The following is a 17,611-nucleotide window of genomic DNA, read 5'->3' as shown; positions in this document are numbered from 1 at the left end:
TTTCCAGACAGTATTTTTAGGTTGCTTCACCTCAGTCCAACATTACTCAATAGTAGACAGTAATTTCGGATTAGTGACCAAATTTCTTACGCCGTGCGCGTAGTCTTCATTAAATACATTGTCATCACACCAGTCAGCGACTGAATTGATATCTACCACAGCTACCTCTGGACGCACGCTCCAAGTAACTTGTAATGGAGAGCCCTTTTCATTGTATGCTGGACCGGTTGTTGAACCTAAATATTGTACAGGCACGCCTGTGTCACTGGGTATATTAGGTGCTTGTGCATAACCATTGACAGTTTCAATATGAGCAAGCTGTTTAAAGTCCAATGCATTGTCATCGTTGGCGAGCACAAAAACTTGGGCCTCAACGCGCAAGCCTGGATTCATTTGGTTATCCTGTAAACAAGCCCCCAGTGTTGGGCCTGGTTCTACCATTGCGGCAGAGTGAACATAGTGCACTTCGATAGTGTCACCGACTTGAAGTGATTGTCCTTTCGATGCGCAAACCTGACGATTGACCGGCTTCATTTGAGCATCAGCCAGTTTGCCATCCCATACATAGCCCGTATTAGTGCCTTTGCCGTCGCCGTGGCCTGCCCAAGTGGTAAAGTTTCCGCCTTTGTGCTCGGCAAAACGGTGAAAGTGAATGTTACATAGGTTCATTTCAGCACGATTAGGCGCCATACCAAACACGCGCTTATTGGTGCCGTAGTCTTGATCAATATCTCTAGGAGATTGAGGACCAAAACCTTTGCCTGCGGTGTTGGCTTCAAGTGCCGCTTTTTGCTTTGCAAGCATGTCACCATGATCATCGGCCAGCGCATAGCCTGCAGCAGTTGCGGCACCGAAAAGACTCACAGCAAGAATATGTTTCTTATAATGTTGAGTGATTTGATTCACAATGTATTTCTCCAGGTTGATTTATATCTCAATGGGTTAACTGTAAATAGAGTATGTACCTGACCTAATGCTATCGCAGGCACGATACTGGTGTTTACGAAAGAGATAGGTAAATCGGATCCATAATTCCTGTGTTTTTGCGTCAAGTTAAACGCGTTATTAATAGGTCTTATTTTATGGTTGAGGCTGGTATTGAGTCGTCCGCTGACATTGCTCTTCACTCTCAGCTCTTAAGCGTTCGATGATGCTATTGTTTGTGAATTTTAACAGTGTCTGATTGAACAATTGAATTGTGGCTTGCCAGTCCGGTGTTTGTTTACTGAAAGCAAAGTACAAATCTTTAACCCCCAAACTGGGCGTTAAGTGGGTAATCGACGGTAACGTTGTGGGCTCAGAACCATTAACTATTTCTTGATATAAATCATCAAATACAAGCGGATCACCCACGGCCACATCCACCCTGCCGTTTAACAGTAATCGCAACAAATGGTTGTCATCCGTCGCTTCTGTCACTCTGAGTATGCCGTTGTCCATTAACTTGTCAAACGCCGGCGTATTCTGGTAGCCCCTCACAACACCTACCAACTTAGTTTGAAGCGACAGAAGATCGCCATTGTAGACAAAATCATTACTACTTTTTTTTGTTAAACCAATTGGGCCGCCCGGGAACGGTAAAGACAGCGCGAGAAGTTGACGTCTTGTTTTGCTGTCAAAATTGTCGGATGGAGCTGTTTCTTCAATAAAGTACTCAGGAAACAAAAAATCTGCTTTACCCTGTTCCGCCTCTCGCACTGCTCTTGCCCATGGCAAAAAAACAATTTCTAGATCAAATCCACTTTCAAGTACAGTGGCAACAGCCAGCCGAAACACCCAGCCTTTGTCACACAGTGATTGGGCGATATAGGGCGGCCAGTCAAGAGTTACCCCTCTGAGCGTATTGCGATTACCCTGTGAAAAACGATAGACAGTACCCTGTTGTTCGCCAACAACGGTTACCCCCTTGCCGAACGGATACGTTACTTCAATGGTTTGCGAATAAGCAGAAAAAGCAAAAGTCAGAGATAAAAAAAAGAATATGCCCGCACTGGACATACTCTTTCTAGGTTTTACTAAAGACGCGCGCAACGCGATTACATACCGTTACCAAACTCAGGGTTACTTGGTCCATGGTCACGAACAGCTTTTAACGCGTCACTGTACAGTGTCAAGTAATCCAAACAAAAGTCAGTTCTGTCTGACATGTATCTCTCAGCTTCTTTATCGTCTTCATCACTATCATTGAAAATAGTCGTTATATCTCTGAAAATCAAATGTTCAGGGATATAACAAATGCGCGAATTTTTATAGGTTGTACTGCGCATTTCCGTGACCGGATAGGTTCCTCCAATTCCGGCAGATACGCTGGCAATTAGCGCAGGCTTATGCGCAAATTCATTGGCCGAATACAATAAAAATAGATTTTTCATTGCTGACGGCACCATACCATTCCACTCTGGGACAACCAGTACAAAAGCATCAGCGTTGACTAGCAGATCTCTCGTACGATCGATAGCCTTTTGCTCTTTCTCGGAGTAGTTTTCCTGCCAAAATGGCAACTCCAGGCTGGCTAAATCAATTAACACCGCTGAAGCACAAGCGTCATGTGCTATCAGCTTTTGTTCAACCATTTGCCCTACTTTCAGGCTCTGTGATTTGTCTCTGTGACTGCCAACGATAATCGCGACTCTGTTCATAATTATTGTGTGCCCCAATTGTCTATTCTGCTAAATGCATAGGCCAGCAACTGTTTCTTCTGACCCTCAGCAGAGGTTTCTTGTAAATTCAGTTTTTGTCTGACTGCAGCAAAGTCGACACCTTTCATTTGGCAAAGCTCCGCCAGCTCAAACAATAACAGCCATTCATCATGTGTACTGGCCAGAATTTGCTTACAAAGGTCATTGACCTGACTAGCACTGTTACCAGAGTCATTCCGCAACTCTCTGATGTTTTGATAATAAGTAAAAAGTGTTTTTGTGTCCTCATCATAGTCAACAGACATGGTTGCTTTGTTGGAAGGTTCTTTATACAGCGGGAATGCAGCTTGATCAGCTGAACCACCGTATACTGAGACAATTTCCTCTCCCACGGCCATATCAAACGTCCCCCAATCAGGTGAGAACAGCACGTCTCCAGCAAGATTTTTGACAGTACAATCTTCAAATGTGAACAGCAAATTTTTGCCGTCTCTTCGATAAATACTCGTGAGTAAACCTTTTACTGTAATACCAGACAAGAATTCCAGCACAACGGGTTTGCCCACTTCAATATCAAATAATTTCAAATCATCAATGCTGTACAAAGACAGGCAGCGGTCCATGGCCTGCACTTTGCCAACCGGACTACCGAAGCCGTGGGCGTGATAGTCTGTACCATGTCCTCTTAACTCTTTTTCCTTATAAGCAAGTTGTGTCGGCCCTGTTGTATTTATATACGTTAAGCTGCCTGTTGCGTCTGTTTTCACGGCACTAAATACACCACTGACTTCCAAACCTGAATTGTATACGGCTGTGTTAACAGTTTCTGCGTCTATGGCAACACGCACTGATTCAGCGCCACCTTTAAAGAAGCAAGTACTACGCGCAAATTCTTCAGCAATTTGTGATAAATGCCGGCAGTTTTTTGCAACAAAGAGTTGAGGCTGTTCATTAGTAATGTCATAGGTGGTAGCAATAGCGTCTATGGTTAAGGGAATTTTTTTAACCTTTTTATCATCCAGGCAATTGACACTTTCTCCTAATGAAGACAAGAGTCCGGCACCGTAGATTTTATAATTATCAACCTCTCCGACCAGGCCGTATTCGGTAGTCCACCATTGCAGCCTTGATAGCAAAGTGGACTCAGAAGGCTTATCGTCCTTGTATTTCTCAATACAGGCGTTAAGTGCCGCTTCTGATGCAGCAATCTCTTCGTTAGTGGCTAGCGGCGATTCTTTTACGATCGACAGTGACCGAATTGCTTCATACGTTTCTATGTCACCACGATTTGCAATAACCCGCCGGCCAAAATCGCCTACGCGTTCCAAGTATTCCGCATAGTCCACGTCAATGATAAAGGGTGCATGCCCTGCTGACTCATGAATGATGTCAGGCGCAGGCGTATAGAGCATATGATCGATAGAGCGAATATCTACTGCCACAACCAATACCCGGTGAGCCAAGAACTCGATAAATATCGCCGGGGGAATAAAACCATCAACCACACATGCTCGCCATCCAATGCGCTCGAGGCGTGCATTCATCTCTTCTATTTTTGGAATATATTCAGTACTGATCCCCGTACCTTTTAACCCATCCAAGTAAAGGGGGTGCGCAGTCTCGGTGAGATTTTCAACCAGTTGGTAAAGAAGGAAACGCCAAATAGCCTGGTCACGGGGCGTATACATAGCGTAATCCTGCTTAGCCACAAAAGGCCTTAGGTGAACAGGTAAGCTATCGATAACTTGTTGCTGAGACAGCATAGGGTGGCTCCTTTGATTCTTTTATGTCGGTAAATCCGCTTTTTATTGTGAGTTAATTAGGGCGCTATTAGGTAAGATGTCAACGCACTTTTACACGACTAATCGCAATAAAATACCAATAAAACCGGGGCAATTTCCTTCTAAATTGCTACTATCCGCACAATAACCGCAATAAAAATGCTACGTTTTCCGCTAATTAGATGGATTCAACCAATGAAAGTAGAAAGATATGAGAAGCAAATTCTCGATGTGTTACAGAGTGAAGGCAGACTTTCCAATGTTGAACTGTCAAAAAAGATTGGTCTGTCAGAATCACCTTGTCTACGAAAAACAAAGGCTTTAGAGGAGGAGGGCTACATAAAAGGATACAAAGCTGTTGTCGATTTTAAGAAAATGGGTTGCCATATAACCGCAATGGTTATGGTCAATCTGAATCAAACTGATGTTGTTGCTTCTGAATTCTTTGATGCTATCTCCAAAGAACCTCGGGTTATCGAGTGCTTAGCTATCACAGGGACTTCAGATTTAATGTTGCGCGTGGTGGCAAAGGATATCGACGATTTAAGTGAATTTACTTTCAATGGCTTACTGCGCAATTCAATTGTTAAGGACGTATCGTCATGTGTGGTTTTAAAAGAAATAAAAGTGAATGCGACGGTACCCTATCTTGAGAGTACCGTGCAAAAATAACTCATTACCCTGTGATAGCCACCGTTTGATTGATCTCACCGAAAATAGACTGGCCGCTTTCATCCAGCATTTCTATTTTAATGTGATCACCATTGGCCATAAAGGGCGTAACAGGTGCGCCCTGCTGGATAGTTTCAATCATCCTGATTTCAGCAATACAACTGTAGCCTACACCGCCTTCTTTCACCGGCTTGCCAGGGCCACCATCAAGTTTATTTGAAACTGTACCTGACCCGATAATAGTGCCCGCAGTGAGCGGACGAGTGCGCGCTGCATGAGCAATCAACTGACCAAAATTGAATGTCATATCCACACCCGCTTCTGGCTTACCAAATGTCTCGCCATTGAGGTGAGATAATAAAGGTAAATGCAGTTTACCCTCCTTCCATGCTGCACCGAGTTCATCAGGTGTCACACAAACAGGACTAAACGCACTGGAAGGTTTAGATTGAAAGAAACCAAATCCCTTCGCCAACTCTCCTGGTATCAAACCGCGCAGCGAAACGTCGTTAACAATCATAATCAGCTTAATATGATCCAACGCGTCTTCAGCTGAAACGCCCATAGGCACATCACCGGTGATCACGGCTACTTCAGCCTCAAAATCAATGCCGAAACCATCACTTTGTGGCATGACGATTGGTGCGTGAGGCGCAAGGAAACTATCAGAACCACCCTGATACATAAGCGGATCAGTCCAGAAGCTCTCTGGCATCTCAGCGTTGCGAGCTTTACGGACAAGCTCAACATGATTCACATAGGCACTTCCATCAGCCCATTGAAAGGCCCGCGGTAATGGCGATTCACATGTGCTTTGCTCAAACTTCTTCGTGTCCAGCTCTCCTCGCTCTAGAGCGTCAGCACGTTCTTTTAATTGCGGCGCTACAGTTGCCCAGTCATCAAGCGCAGCTTGCAATGTAGGCGCGATGTCAGCAACTGAAACCGTCTCACTCAGCTGCTTATTTACAAGATAAAGCTGGCCGTCACGACCACCTTTTATTGATGCCAGTTTCATGATTGTGTTCCTTTAAATGGTTGACCACTGTGTAACCAGTCAGCATGCTTTGGCGCTTTTTTGGTTTCTGCCCACTCGTCAAGCATAGCTGGTGCAACACGCTTGAGCTCTTCCAGCATACCAGGTTGTGCAGTATTTGCCGCTAGCTCAATACGATGGCCATTGGGGTCAAAGAAATAAATCGACTTAAAAATTGTGTGATTGGTTGGCCCTAAAACATCTATTCCAGCCTTTTCCAAGCGCGCTTTTGCTGCAAGTAATGCGTCCATATCTTCCACTTCAAACGCGATGTGCTGTACCCACTCTGGCGTTTGCTCGTCACGCCCCATTTTGGGTGAGTTAGGCAGCTCAAAAAAGGCCAGTACATTTCCCATTCCCGCATCGAGAAATACATGCATATATGGGTCGGGTTCGCCTGTAGAGGGCACATTGTCTTCCGCTATTGCAAGTTGAAAGTCCATGTTCAATAAATCGCGATAGAAATTGACCGTTTCTTTTGCATCAATGCAGCGGTATGCCACATGATGAATACGTTTGATATTCATGATGCCACTTCTTCTTTTGACGCAATTACACCGCGAGCAACCTGGTCGCGTTCGATTGATTCAAACAAGGCTTTAAAGTTACCTTCACCAAAACCTTCATCCTCTTTGCGTTGAATAAACTCAAAGAAAACAGGCCCTAGTGCAGCCTCAGAGAAAATCTGTAGGAGTAATCGTGGCTGACCACCTTCCGTTGTACCGTCAAGTAAGATGCCGCGAGCTCGGAGTTCATCTGTGGGCTCCCCATGACCAGGTAAACGCTCTTCTAGCATTTCATAGTAAGTACCGGGAGGCGCCGTCATAAACTTAGTCCCACGCGCTTTAAGTTTGTCCCAACATGCAAGAAGGTCGTCACAGGCAAAAGCAATGTGCTGAATACCTTCACCATTATATGCCATGAGGAACTCTTCTATTTGGCCACCGCCACCTGCTGCTTCTTCATTGAGCGGAATTCTGATTTTGCCATCTGGCGCAGTCATCGCTTTTGACAGCAAGCCGGTATATTCACCTTTGATATCAAAATAGCGGATTTCTCTGAAGTTAAATAACTTGGTGTAGTAGTCAGCCCAGTAGTCCATACGTCCACGATACACATTATGTGTTAGGTGATCTAACGTGTGGAAGCCGCAACCTTCTGGGTGGCGGTCAACACCTTCAAGCCATTCGAAATCAATGTCGTAAATAGACTTTCCCTCTTCATAACGGTCGATCAGATATAATGTCGCGCCGCCGATGCCCTTAATAGCTGGCAAGCGTAGCTCCATGGGGCCGGTGAATACGTCAACGGGTTGTGCACCTTTTTTGATCGCTTCATTGTATGCAAACTGCGCATCTTTTACTCGAAAGGCAAGTCCACATGCTGATGGACCGTGCTCTTCTGCATAGTAAGACGCATGACTATTAGGCTCATAGTTAGTAATAAAGTTAATATCACCCTGACGCCATAGCTCAACAGCCTTGCTGCGATGAACAGCAACTTTACTAAATCCCATAGCTTCGAATATAGGTTCTATGATGCCTTTTTTCGGCGCGGTGAACTCAACAAACTCAAAGCCATCAAGTCCCATCGGATTTTCAAATAAATCTGCCATATGCCCTCCAAGCGACACTGTATTTAAGATGCAAATAATGCGTTAAATCAACTGACATAAAATAATAGTTTTTTTGAGGTTTTATCTGCTTTCCTTCCATTAATATGGGTAGAATTTAATTTATACAGCCCTAAATGACTAATTTTGAGACAGAATCCACCTTGACCAACAGATTCTTTTTCAACCTTGTATACCGTCGCAAAAGGTTGGCACTTAGGTGCTAAGTTCATTACTATTCAGCGCTTTGCGTCATAAAATAGCAATCAAGATTGGCCCTTCAATCGTATATACCTATAAACCAAAGGGCAGAGAAAACTATGGAAGATAACGACTTTTTCGAAGAAGACTTTTTCGCCGAACTGGCTGATGTAAAACCCTTGTCACAAGACAAGGTCAACCCCCACTCTGCTTCGCTTGCCATTGAGAAAAAGAAGAAAGTAGCTGAACGCGCTAGTCAACAAGATGTCACCGCTGTCCCATTGTCGTTCAACAATATCAAACCTGTGCAGCCTGACGACTTTCTTAGCTATAAACAGGCAGGCATTCAGGACGGAGTATTTAAAAATCTGCGCTTGGGTAAATATCACATAGATAAGCGGGTAGATTTATCGGGTTTGACGATCAAAGAATCTGCCAGTTCGCTCTATCATGCCATTGTTAACGGCCATGAAAATGGCTTCAGAGCAATTCTCATACGCCATGGAAGAGGTGAAAACAGCAAGCCATTTCCTGGGTTCAAAAAGAGTCATGTACAGCACTGGCTAAGCGAACTCGAGCAAGTCATTGCGTATCATAGTGCATTGCCCGTGCACGGTGGTTTAGGTGCAACCTATGTACTTCTAAAAAAGCATCCTAATCAAAAGCTTATTAACAGAGAATTAAACAGGAGAAGATAAATAAAGGGCGGATACAAAAAATCCGCCTAAAGACGGATTTTTCTAACTTTTTTGTATTATCGTTGATTGCGCAAGTTCATGTGAACTTGCTGAGCTACTAAATACAGCAGTGACGAACATTAGCACTACTGCAACAGCGACGCCCATTAGACCAAAACCTTTTGAGGAACGATTCATCGTCGTCTCTTTTTATTACTTTGATTACAACTAAGTCCTTGCCCAGACAGCGTATTTCCATATGTAATCAAATGTAAACAAGGTTTGGCCTATTAACAACCCCCAAATTCATATTTTTGACATAAAACGCCAAAAAAATGGCTCAATTGACAAATTTTCGTGCATTTCTAAATATACGCATCCATGGACTGTCTTCCTGCCAACGTTCATCGCGCCAGGAATTAGCAACGGCGCGGAAGACACGTTCAGGGTGTGGCATCATAATTGTACAACGACCATCACTGGAAGTGAGTCCTGTTATGCCGTCCGGAGAGCCGTTGGGATTAGCAGGATAGCGCTCTGTCACTTGGCCATAATTGTCAACATACTTAAGAGCAACCTGCTTAGAAGTATTCAACGCAGCCAAACTGGCCGCCGACGTAAACTCCGCTCTACCCTCTCCGTGCGAGACGGCTATCGGCATACGCGACCCCTGCATACCATCAAACATAATCGATGATGACTCTTGCACCTCAACCATGGCCACCCTAGCTTCAAATCGCTCAGACAGGTTACTAACAAAATGCGGCCAGTGTTCTGTACCGGGTATCAACGAATGCAGATTTGACAGCATTTGACAGCCATTACATACACCTAAAGAGAAGGTCTCTGCGCGCGAGAAGAAAGTCTGAAACATGTCACTTGCTTGCTGATTAAACAAGATGGACTTGGCCCATCCCTCTCCAGCCCCAAGCACGTCACCATATGAGAATCCGCCACAAGCAGCCAATCCTTGCATATCTTCTAGCCCAATTCGGCCAGAAAGAATATCACTCATATGAACATCAATGGCATCAAACCCTGCACGTGTAAACGCGGCAGCCATTTCATAGTGTGAGTTAACCCCTTGCTCTCTGAGTATGGCAACCTTGGGTTTTATGCCCTTTGCAATGTACGGCGCAGCAATGTCTTCATCAACGTCATAACTTAAGCTGGCGTGAAGACCCGGATTATTTACATCTTTCTTGTCTTCGTGTTCCTGATCAGCACACACTGGGTTGTCACGCAAACGCTGCATATTGTGAGTGGTATGAGCCCAGTGTAAGCGATATTCTGTTCTCGTTGCGCCCAGAATGCTTTGACCGTTGTGACTAAAGCGAATTGCGTCATCGCCGTTGAGCTTGCCAATAGCGTGGACATGCTCAACACCGGCTTTGACAAACTTAGCTTTCACTTTATCGACCAAGTCTGCTTTGATTTGGATTACCGCACCCAGCTCTTCACTGAATAATACGGCAGCTATGTCATCACCCAGACCATCTACCGCAATATCAACCCCTGTTTTTCCAGCAAATGCCATTTCAGCAACAGTTGTAAACAATCCTCCGTCTGAACGATCGTGATACGCCAAAATCAGCTTTTCGCTCACTAATGACTGAACAACATCAAAGAAGCCTCTGAGCACTTCAGCAGATTCTACATCAGGTGTTTCATGGCCAATTTGGTTATACACTTGTGCAAGACAACTACCTCCTAATCGATTCTTGCCACTGCCTAAATCAACCAGCAAAAGAGTCGTATCGCCGACATCAGTGCGCAGCTGCGGTGTTACTGTTTTGCGTACATCCTTAACGGGTGCGAAACCACTGATAACCAATGACAATGGAGAAACAACTGACTTTTGCTGTGAACCATCATTCCAGGTTGTTTTCATTGACATTGAATCTTTACCCACAGGGATTGTTAACCCTAGTTCAGGACAAAGTTCCTCGCCCACCGCTTTTACTGCCTCATACAGAGCAGCATCTTCACCGTCATGGCCTGCCGCTGCCATCCAGTTAGCAGACAGTTTCACTTTGTTAAGGGCACCAATGTCAGCAGCACAGATATTGGTTAACATTTCACCCACGGCTAACCGCGCCGAAGCACCTGCATTGAGGATAGCAACGGGCGTGCGCTCTCCCATGGCCATGGCCTCACCAGCGTAAGTATCAAAGGCAGCAGTCGTTACAGCGACGTCTGCCACAGGCACTTGCCACGGCCCCACCATCTGATCACGGCTCACTTGACCGGTTACTGACCGATCGCCAATGGTAATAAGAAAGGTTTTTTCACCAATAGTCGGCAATTTCAACAGTCGCTCGGCGGCTTCATCAAGCTGCAATGAAGCGGTATCAAATTCACGCTTATTAGGTGTTACACGCGTAACATCTCTATGCATTTTTGGTGGCTTTCCAAGCAACACATCCAACGGCATATCAATAGGGTTGTTATCAAACTGACTATCTTCAACAATAAGGTGTTGCTCTTGTGTTGCTTCTCCCACAACCGCATAGGGTGCCCTTTCTCGTTCGCATATATCAGTGAACGTGGAGAGGTTCTCTGGTGCAACAGACAGCACATAACGCTCTTGAGACTCATTACACCAAAGCTCCAAAGGTGTCATACCGGGTTCATCAGACAATACGTCGCGCAGCTGGAACTTGCCGCCTCGTCCACCATCATTAACCAGTTCAGGCAGTGCATTGGACAATCCACCGGCACCAACATCGTGAATAAACTGAATCGGGTTGTCATCGCCTAACTGCCAGCAAGCGTCAATAACTTCCTGACAACGTCTTTCCATTTCAGGATTGTCTCGCTGCACTGAGGCAAAATCTAAGTCTTCATTTGATTGCCCAGAAGTCATGGACGAAGCGGCACCACCGCCCAATCCAATGTTCATTGCAGGCCCGCCTAATACGATAAGCTTCGCACCTACCGTGATCTCGCCCTTTTCCACGTGATCACGACGAATATTGCCTAAGCCACCGGCAATCATTATGGGTTTGTGATACCCACGAATATCCGAGGCATCCCCCATATCCTGTTCGTATGTTCTAAAATAGCCCAACAGGTTTGGTCGGCCAAACTCGTTGTTAAATGCCGCGCCCCCGAGAGGACCATCCGTCATTATATCCAGTGCACTTACAATGCGGGCCGGTTTTCCATACTCATTTTCCCAAGGCAACGTTGCGTTAGGTAATTTAAGGTTTGAGACACTAAAACCGACCAGCCCAGCTTTGGGTTTAGAACCACGTCCGGTCGCACCTTCATCTCTAATTTCACCGCCTGACCCCGTGGCCGCGCCCGGGAATGGCGATATGGCAGTAGGGTGATTGTGCGTTTCCACTTTCATCAAGATATCGATATTTTGTGGAACATATTCGTAACGTTTACTTCCTGCATCTGGATAAAAGCGCCCTGCGTAACTACCTTCCATAACCGCTGCATTATCTTTATATGCAGAAAGTACATACTCAGGTGTTGTCTCGTAGGTGTTTTTAATCATTTTGAACAGCGACTTAGGTTGGTCTTCACCGTCGATTGTCCAACTGGCATTAAAGATTTTATGGCGGCAATGTTCGGAGTTTGCTTGCGCAAACATATAAAGTTCAACATCGCTCGGGTTTCTGCCAAGGGTTTTGAAGCTATCGGCAAGATAGGTAATTTCGTCTTCCGCCAGCGCTAATCCCAGCTCAACATTCGCTTTTTCAAGCGCACTCCGCCCGCCTTCAATTACATCTACCGTTGAAAACGTCTTGGCAGCATGATGATGAAACAAAGATTCTGCGTCAGCAAAATCGGAAAAAACCTGCTCTGTCATTCTGTCATGAATAGCGCTCAAGACGTATGTTTTGTCTTGCTCTGTCAGCGGTTCATCGCTTTGGATGTAAAAAGCACAGCCTCGTTCAATCCGGTCTATTTTGCCGAGACCGCAATTATGTGCAATATCTGTTGCTTTCGAAGACCACGGAGAGATAGTGCCGGCGCGCGGCGTGACAAATAACAGTTCACCTTTAGCGTCTTGTTTATGATTAGTTGGACCATAGGTCAGCAACTTTTCTAATACGTGCTCTTCTGACTCGGACAGAGTATCTGTGTCGTTAACAAGTTTGACCAAGTGCACAAATTCGCTATAAATAGACGATAGGTTGATGTTATCTTGGACAAGTTTAGACTGGAGTTTTTTTATACGAAACTCGGATAGCGCAGGCGCGCCGCGAACAACCAACATAGGCGGATCCCTGAATAGATGCAGTGAAGTATTTGAACCGGGCGCATTATAGAGCAAAACGTGAGAATAAGTAATAAAGTGAGGCTGGTTTCTGTAGCATTTGTGATGATTTGTTCTGCATGCCAGCCGAAAATGCAGACAGAATCCCAACCTGCTGGGCAATCTGCTATAGAAGGCAGGCAACACGTCGTGAGTGATGGCGTCCTGCATATGGGTACCGTTTACGGCAAACATACCTTTTATATCGGCCCTGAAGGCCCTACAGGCTTCGAATACGAATTGGCGAAAGGATTTTCTGACTACATAGGCTTACCACTTGAAGTCATGCCTTTTTTTAATTTTGAGGATCTTCAGGAGGAACTAGAAAAAGGCGGCATTGATTTCATTGCTGCTGGGCTTTCGTCACCGCAAACGAAAACAGAACGCGCCCGATGGGGCCCCGTCTATCAAATCGTCAGTCACCAACTGGTTTATTTACAGGGCAACACCCGGCCAAGAGAGCTAGCTGACTTGCAAGGCACTTTATCTGTGGTGCCAGGTACTAGCCATTTTGACACCGCCATGTCAGTGTTGCCTGAAAACCCTGACTTCACCTTTTCAACAGCCAATGATATGGATGTAGAGGAGCTGCTAACACAAATTGCCGAAGGAAATATCGATTACACCATAACAGACTCAAATACGCTTAGCATAGTCAGACGCCGCTACCCTGACATAAGTGTAGGCTTCACAGTGTCAGAAACAATTCCATTAGCTTGGCAATTACACGCACAGGATGATGCAGTATTGCAGGTAGCCCTACTTGATTACTTTGCACACATCAGAAAAACCGGTTTCCTAGACCGTTTGGAAGAACGCTATTTTGGTCATGTGCGTTCATTTGATTTTGTGGATACAAAAGCCTTCATTGATGCTGCCAATACCACCTTACTGAACTATGTTGATGCATTTCAGTCCCTGAGTTTAGATGTCGACTGGCGTCTGTTGGCGGCATTGAGTTATCAGGAATCTCATTGGGACCCCAATGCCGTATCGCCGACCGGCGTAAGAGGGCTAATGATGCTGACACTTGACACGGCAAAGGACTGGAATGTTGAGTCGAGAGTTGACCCGCTGCAAAGCATCGCAGGGGGCGCACGTTATTTCTCTAGTTTGATGAAACGCATTCCTGCCAGAATCGGGGAGCCAGACAGAATATGGATGGCACTAGCCGCATACAATATTGGGCTAGGTCACTTAGAAGACGCGCGTGTGCTAACACAAAAGCAAGGCGGCAACCCAGACATATGGATGGACGTTAAAAAACGGTTACCTATGCTGCAACAAAAACGCTATTACCGACAAACTCGATTTGGATATGCTAGAGGCAACGAAGCTCTGCAGTATGTCGAGAATATTCGCCGCTACTATGACACCCTAGTATGGTTAGACAGCCAGTCACCGCCATGGAGAAAAACCCCGAGTGTTGAAAATCTGGCACCCTAACCCCATCTCTACTTTTCAATTGTCTTATTTTTGAAACTTTATTCATGTAATGTTGGTCATAACTAAGAATGCTGCATTACCACAAGTAAAGAGCATAGTTACATTGAAGCAACGAAGATTTTATAAAAAGGAAACCCGATTGAAAAACAGTAATCGTCGACGCGTTTTGCTTAAGCGCATCCATCAAAAAGTCCTACAAAGGCGTAAGCATTACCAAAATGCAGAGCTGTCAGAGCAATGGCCAAAGGCGTGTTAACCAGAGTGTTTTTTTAACGCCTTCTTTTCTGCTCTGCGTCTTTTAAAAAAATTCGATAACAACTCACTGCATGCCTTCTCCAGAACCCCTGACGTTATGTCAATTTGGTGATTGAGTTGACTGTTGTGACAGATGTTCATCACCGTACCCGCCGCCCCTGTTTTGCTGTCAAATGCGCCAAACACAATACGTCCTACTCTACTGTGAACCAAAAGACCGGCACACATGGGACAAGGCTCTAGTGTGACATACAAGGTCGTGTTTACTAATCGATAGTTTCTTAACTTTTGACCCGCCCGTCGTATAGCAATCATTTCTGCATGTGCTGATGGATCATTGTGTGTTATTGACAAGTTATGCCCAACGCTTAGCAATGTTCCCTCGCCAACGAGTACAGCCCCGACGGGGATCTCCCCAAGCTTTTCAGCGCGTTTGGCCAGTCTTATGGCCTTCCCCATCCAAAAGCTGTCAGCATCAGGACCTATATTTTCAGATGTGATTTTTTGGTCAAATTGACTAATCATAGCTATTTATAGTTCGTATATTTCGCCAAAAATGAAAAGAAGGATACATAACCCATTGTTTATAATAACTTTTAAATTTTTGGCAATATGCTTGCATTCGTTACTCATAAATAGAGTGAAGGGCGTAAAACCTGTATATTGTGACATTTGTCACAAGCGCTTCATCTTTCAATATCCTACACTAAGACATTAGGTTATACATTAGGGAGTAGACCAAATGAATTTAACAGCTATCGCTATCGTTGCATTGTCATGCTGGGCTCTGGTTTCTATCGTTACGGCATTTGCCGATAAGTCAGGGAAAAAACTCAACGATAAAGAAAAGGCGAGATTAGAGGGTGAAATTTCATCGTTGAAAGATCGTGTAGAGACGCTGGAAAAAATTGTTACTGACGAAAGTTATAATTTGAAAAAAGAAATTGAGGCACTGGACAAAGACAGAGCCGCATAAAGTCTCGTCTTACACCCGTTAGTCACCTTCAAGTATATAGCGCTCTGCGCGCTCAACACGACGTGGCTTACCTGCAATTACGATGACATCACCTGCGACCAACTGAGTGGTGTCGTCTGGATCACTGAATTCTGTTCCCATTCTACGCAGGCCTTTTAGCGTCACTCGGCGCCTTGAAATATTTAAGGCACCTAACGTCTTGCCGTTTGCCCAAGCATCTTTGTGTAATACGATAGCGTGGATAAATTCCAATTTGTCCTGCGTGTCGTAGGTAATCTCTGTTGTTTCTCCCGGATAGAACCCATGCATGTGGTCATAACGCCCTTTTCGCTCGGCCCTCACCCTTTTTAAAATTCGTGACATAGGAACACCAGCACTGTGTAGCACCTGAGTGACCAGCATTAAGCTACCTTCCTGGAGTTCTGGCACCACCTGAAATGCCCCAGCTTCGTACAAGGCATCCATACTGTAATCTCGCTTTGTCCTGATCATCACCTGCATTGTCGGATTTAGACGCTTACAACTACTGATCACTTGTTTTGCATGGGCTGTACTGTCAAAGGTGACCAGAACCAGCTTTGCATGGGATACCCCCGCTTCTTTGAGGATATCTGCACTGCTAGCATCACCAAAGATAACAGGCTCACCGGCATAGCGGGACTCCTGGACTCGCGTAGGATCGCTGTCAATAACAATAAAAGGGACTTTTTCAATGCGTAGTAGCCTCGCCACTGTTTGCCCAACACGACCAAAACCTGCAATGATTATATGATTTTTGATGTCATCAGGTACGTTGGCCTGTTCATTATTGCCGGGCAAAGGCCGCTTAGTAAGCTTTTCTGCAAATTGTTGGCTGTGGTTCACCAGCCAGGGGGTGAAAGCCATCGATATAATACCTATGGCAATAAGGAAGGATGCGGCCTGTGAACTAATAATCTGGTTGGAGGCTGCCAACGCGGCAATGACAAAACTAAACTCGCCTACTTGGCATACTTTTAAACCAGCAGCCCAAGCGTCACCGCTGTCAGCCCTGACTACCATAGCAGCCAACCTGACCAACAATACTTTAACCACCATGGTCCCAATGACAGCAATAATGACCCAATGCCCTTGTGATGCCAGCAAATGTATATCAAGCTGCATACCAACAGTGGTAAAAAAGAGTCCCATCAAGATATCTCGGAAGGGTCTGATATCAGCTTCTAACTGATAACGATACTGACTCTCTCCCAGCATCATCCCAGCTAGGAAAGCCCCAAGTGCCATGGAAAGTCCAACAGAGTACGTTACCCCTGCAGCCAGTAACGCGACCAACAGAGTACACATAACAAATAGCTCATCTGTTCGGGTACGGGCCACTTCTCGGAACAACCTCGGCAAGAGCCACTTACCAATCGACATAAGCAACGCCACAACCAACACACCTTTTCCCAACGCCTCTAATAACGTTATCCCTATATTGCTCTCTTCAATCGCTAATAAAGGGATAACAATGAGAAAGGGAACCACGGCCAGATCTTGAAACAAGAGCACACTGATTGCCATCTGGCTGCGTTTTTGGTTAATGACCCCCATCTCACTAATCTGTTTAATTACAATAGCGGTTGAGCTTAGCGCCAACATTCCGGCAATAATGACAGAAGCGGCAATAGAAAATCCGAGTAACCATGCGATAAGGCTAAAAATTGCCGTGGTAGCGACCATTTGTAGGGTGCCAACGCCAAACACCAAAGAGCGCATAGCCACCAATTTGGGCAAAGAAAACTCAAGTCCTAGAGAAAATAATAGAAAAACGATGCCGATATCGGCGATTAAATGCATCTGCTCCGGATGCGAGAATAACCCCAGTACTTCCGGCCCGGAGAGAAGTCCAGCGAACAGAAATGCTAGGATCGGAGGAAGGTGCATTCGCCTAAACAAAGCGACGCTTATTACTGCTAAGCCTAATAAGGCAATGACCTTGAATAGCAAACTATATTCCACCACTCACTCCCTTAGTACCTGTCAGAAATCCAACACTTATTAACGGCACAGTTTGTGCTTATC

The 17,611-nt window shown here is 45.2% G+C and carries 14 protein-coding genes; 4 read left to right on the top strand and 10 right to left on the bottom strand.

All coding sequences use genetic code 11. The features are described 5' to 3' along the window. Positions 1–42 precede the first annotated feature (42 nt). The 4 genes from DRW07_RS16590 to DRW07_RS16575 all read right to left on the bottom strand — a co-directional run bounded on the left by DRW07_RS16590 (position 43) and on the right by DRW07_RS16575 (position 4,402). Positions 43–909 carry a delta-class carbonic anhydrase gene (locus DRW07_RS16590; protein WP_377923173.1) on the bottom strand — a complete coding sequence of 289 codons (867 nt, stop codon included), beginning with the start codon at positions 907–909 and terminating at the stop codon, positions 43–45. A 171-nt stretch (positions 910–1,080) separates the two neighbouring features. Continuing rightward, positions 1,081–1,998: a substrate-binding periplasmic protein gene (locus DRW07_RS16585; RefSeq protein WP_124029071.1), complete on the bottom strand. Its 918-nt coding sequence runs from the start codon at positions 1,996–1,998 to the stop codon at positions 1,081–1,083. A gap of 38 nt (positions 1,999–2,036) precedes the next feature. Further along, complete coding sequence (locus tag DRW07_RS16580; protein WP_124029070.1) at positions 2,037–2,639, bottom strand: NADPH-dependent FMN reductase; 603 nt, start codon at positions 2,637–2,639, stop codon at positions 2,037–2,039. A gap of 2 nt (positions 2,640–2,641) precedes the next feature. Further along, positions 2,642–4,402, bottom strand: a complete 1,761-nt coding sequence (locus DRW07_RS16575; protein WP_205665414.1) for an aromatic amino acid hydroxylase — start codon at positions 4,400–4,402, stop codon at positions 2,642–2,644. 213 nt (positions 4,403–4,615) lie between these two features. On the opposite strand from DRW07_RS16575, the gene DRW07_RS16570 reads away from it, so the two are divergent. Continuing rightward, the gene (locus tag DRW07_RS16570) at positions 4,616–5,092 is read left to right on the top strand and encodes an Lrp/AsnC family transcriptional regulator (RefSeq protein WP_165870537.1); all 477 of its coding nucleotides are present in this window, start codon (positions 4,616–4,618) and stop codon (positions 5,090–5,092) included. A 4-nt stretch (positions 5,093–5,096) separates the two neighbouring features. On the opposite strand, the gene DRW07_RS16565 is transcribed toward DRW07_RS16570, so the two are convergent. From DRW07_RS16565 to hppD, 3 genes are read right to left on the bottom strand one after another with little or no spacing between them, the layout of a single operon-like run. Further along, entirely contained in the window at positions 5,097–6,107 is a 1,011-nt protein-coding gene (locus DRW07_RS16565) for a fumarylacetoacetate hydrolase family protein (protein WP_124029068.1), read from the bottom strand. Then, positions 6,104–6,652, bottom strand: a complete 549-nt coding sequence (locus tag DRW07_RS16560) for a VOC family protein (RefSeq protein WP_124029067.1) — start codon at positions 6,650–6,652, stop codon at positions 6,104–6,106. The genes DRW07_RS16565 and DRW07_RS16560 overlap by 4 nt, the downstream gene beginning before the upstream one ends. Next, entirely contained in the window at positions 6,649–7,740 is a 1,092-nt protein-coding gene (hppD, locus tag DRW07_RS16555) for a 4-hydroxyphenylpyruvate dioxygenase (RefSeq protein WP_124029066.1), read from the bottom strand. The genes DRW07_RS16560 and hppD overlap by 4 nt, the downstream gene beginning before the upstream one ends. A 317-nt stretch (positions 7,741–8,057) precedes the next feature. Between hppD and smrA the strand changes: the two genes are divergently transcribed. After that, a complete protein-coding gene (gene smrA / locus DRW07_RS16550) occupies positions 8,058–8,636 on the top strand; it encodes a DNA endonuclease SmrA (protein ID WP_124029065.1) in 579 nt (192 codons plus the stop codon). Positions 8,637–8,955: 319 nt separating this feature from the next. On the opposite strand, the gene purL is transcribed toward smrA, so the two are convergent. Further along, positions 8,956–12,849, bottom strand: coding sequence for a phosphoribosylformylglycinamidine synthase (gene purL, locus DRW07_RS16545; RefSeq protein ID WP_124029064.1), 3,894 nt, complete (start codon positions 12,847–12,849; stop codon positions 8,956–8,958). A 60-nt stretch (positions 12,850–12,909) separates the two neighbouring features. Here purL and mltF point away from each other — a divergent pair, with 60 nt between their 5' ends. Beyond that, positions 12,910–14,334 carry a membrane-bound lytic murein transglycosylase MltF gene (gene mltF, locus DRW07_RS16540; RefSeq protein ID WP_124029063.1) on the top strand — a complete coding sequence of 475 codons (1,425 nt, stop codon included), beginning with the start codon at positions 12,910–12,912 and terminating at the stop codon, positions 14,332–14,334. Positions 14,335–14,586: 252 nt separating this feature from the next. Here mltF and tadA read toward each other — a convergent pair whose 3' ends face one another. Beyond that, positions 14,587–15,114, bottom strand: coding sequence for a tRNA adenosine(34) deaminase TadA (tadA, locus tag DRW07_RS16535; RefSeq protein ID WP_124029062.1), 528 nt, complete (start codon positions 15,112–15,114; stop codon positions 14,587–14,589). 217 nt (positions 15,115–15,331) lie between these two features. Between tadA and DRW07_RS16530 the strand changes: the two genes are divergently transcribed. Further along, positions 15,332–15,565, top strand: a complete 234-nt coding sequence (locus DRW07_RS16530) for a hypothetical protein (protein WP_124029061.1) — start codon at positions 15,332–15,334, stop codon at positions 15,563–15,565. Positions 15,566–15,583: 18 nt separating this feature from the next. On the opposite strand, the gene DRW07_RS16525 is transcribed toward DRW07_RS16530, so the two are convergent. Beyond that, positions 15,584–17,551, bottom strand: coding sequence for a monovalent cation:proton antiporter family protein (locus tag DRW07_RS16525; protein ID WP_476692363.1), 1,968 nt, complete (start codon positions 17,549–17,551; stop codon positions 15,584–15,586). Positions 17,552–17,611: the final 60 nt, after the last annotated feature.

It is taken from the genome of Paralteromonas sediminis, assembly GCF_003820355.1.
GTDB classification, from domain to species: Bacteria; Pseudomonadota; Gammaproteobacteria; order Enterobacterales; family Alteromonadaceae; genus Alteromonas_F; species Alteromonas_F sediminis.
Note: the sequence above shows the minus strand (reverse complement) of the source record. Positions and strands in the feature narration are given on the sequence as shown.

What these genes read in the sequence shown, in the direction of transcription:
- DRW07_RS16585 (WP_124029071.1), bottom strand. Translation starts at nt 1,998, where the DNA reads ATGTCCAGTGCGGGCATATTCTTTTTTTTATCTCTGACTTTTGCTTTT.
- DRW07_RS16580 (WP_124029070.1), bottom strand. Translation starts at nt 2,639, where the DNA reads ATGAACAGAGTCGCGATTATCGTTGGCAGTCACAGAGACAAATCACAG.
- DRW07_RS16575 (WP_205665414.1), bottom strand. Translation starts at nt 4,402, where the DNA reads ATGCTGTCTCAGCAACAAGTTATCGATAGCTTACCTGTTCACCTAAGG.
- DRW07_RS16570 (WP_165870537.1), top strand. Translation starts at nt 4,616, where the DNA reads ATGAAAGTAGAAAGATATGAGAAGCAAATTCTCGATGTGTTACAGAGT.
- DRW07_RS16565 (WP_124029068.1), bottom strand. Translation starts at nt 6,107, where the DNA reads ATGAAACTGGCATCAATAAAAGGTGGTCGTGACGGCCAGCTTTATCTT.
- DRW07_RS16560 (WP_124029067.1), bottom strand. Translation starts at nt 6,652, where the DNA reads ATGAATATCAAACGTATTCATCATGTGGCATACCGCTGCATTGATGCA.
- hppD (WP_124029066.1), bottom strand. Translation starts at nt 7,740, where the DNA reads ATGGCAGATTTATTTGAAAATCCGATGGGACTTGATGGCTTTGAGTTT.
- smrA (WP_124029065.1), top strand. Translation starts at nt 8,058, where the DNA reads ATGGAAGATAACGACTTTTTCGAAGAAGACTTTTTCGCCGAACTGGCT.
- purL (WP_124029064.1), bottom strand. Translation starts at nt 12,849, where the DNA reads ATGTTGGTTGTTCGCGGCGCGCCTGCGCTATCCGAGTTTCGTATAAAA.
- tadA (WP_124029062.1), bottom strand. Translation starts at nt 15,114, where the DNA reads ATGATTAGTCAATTTGACCAAAAAATCACATCTGAAAATATAGGTCCT.
- DRW07_RS16530 (WP_124029061.1), top strand. Translation starts at nt 15,332, where the DNA reads ATGAATTTAACAGCTATCGCTATCGTTGCATTGTCATGCTGGGCTCTG.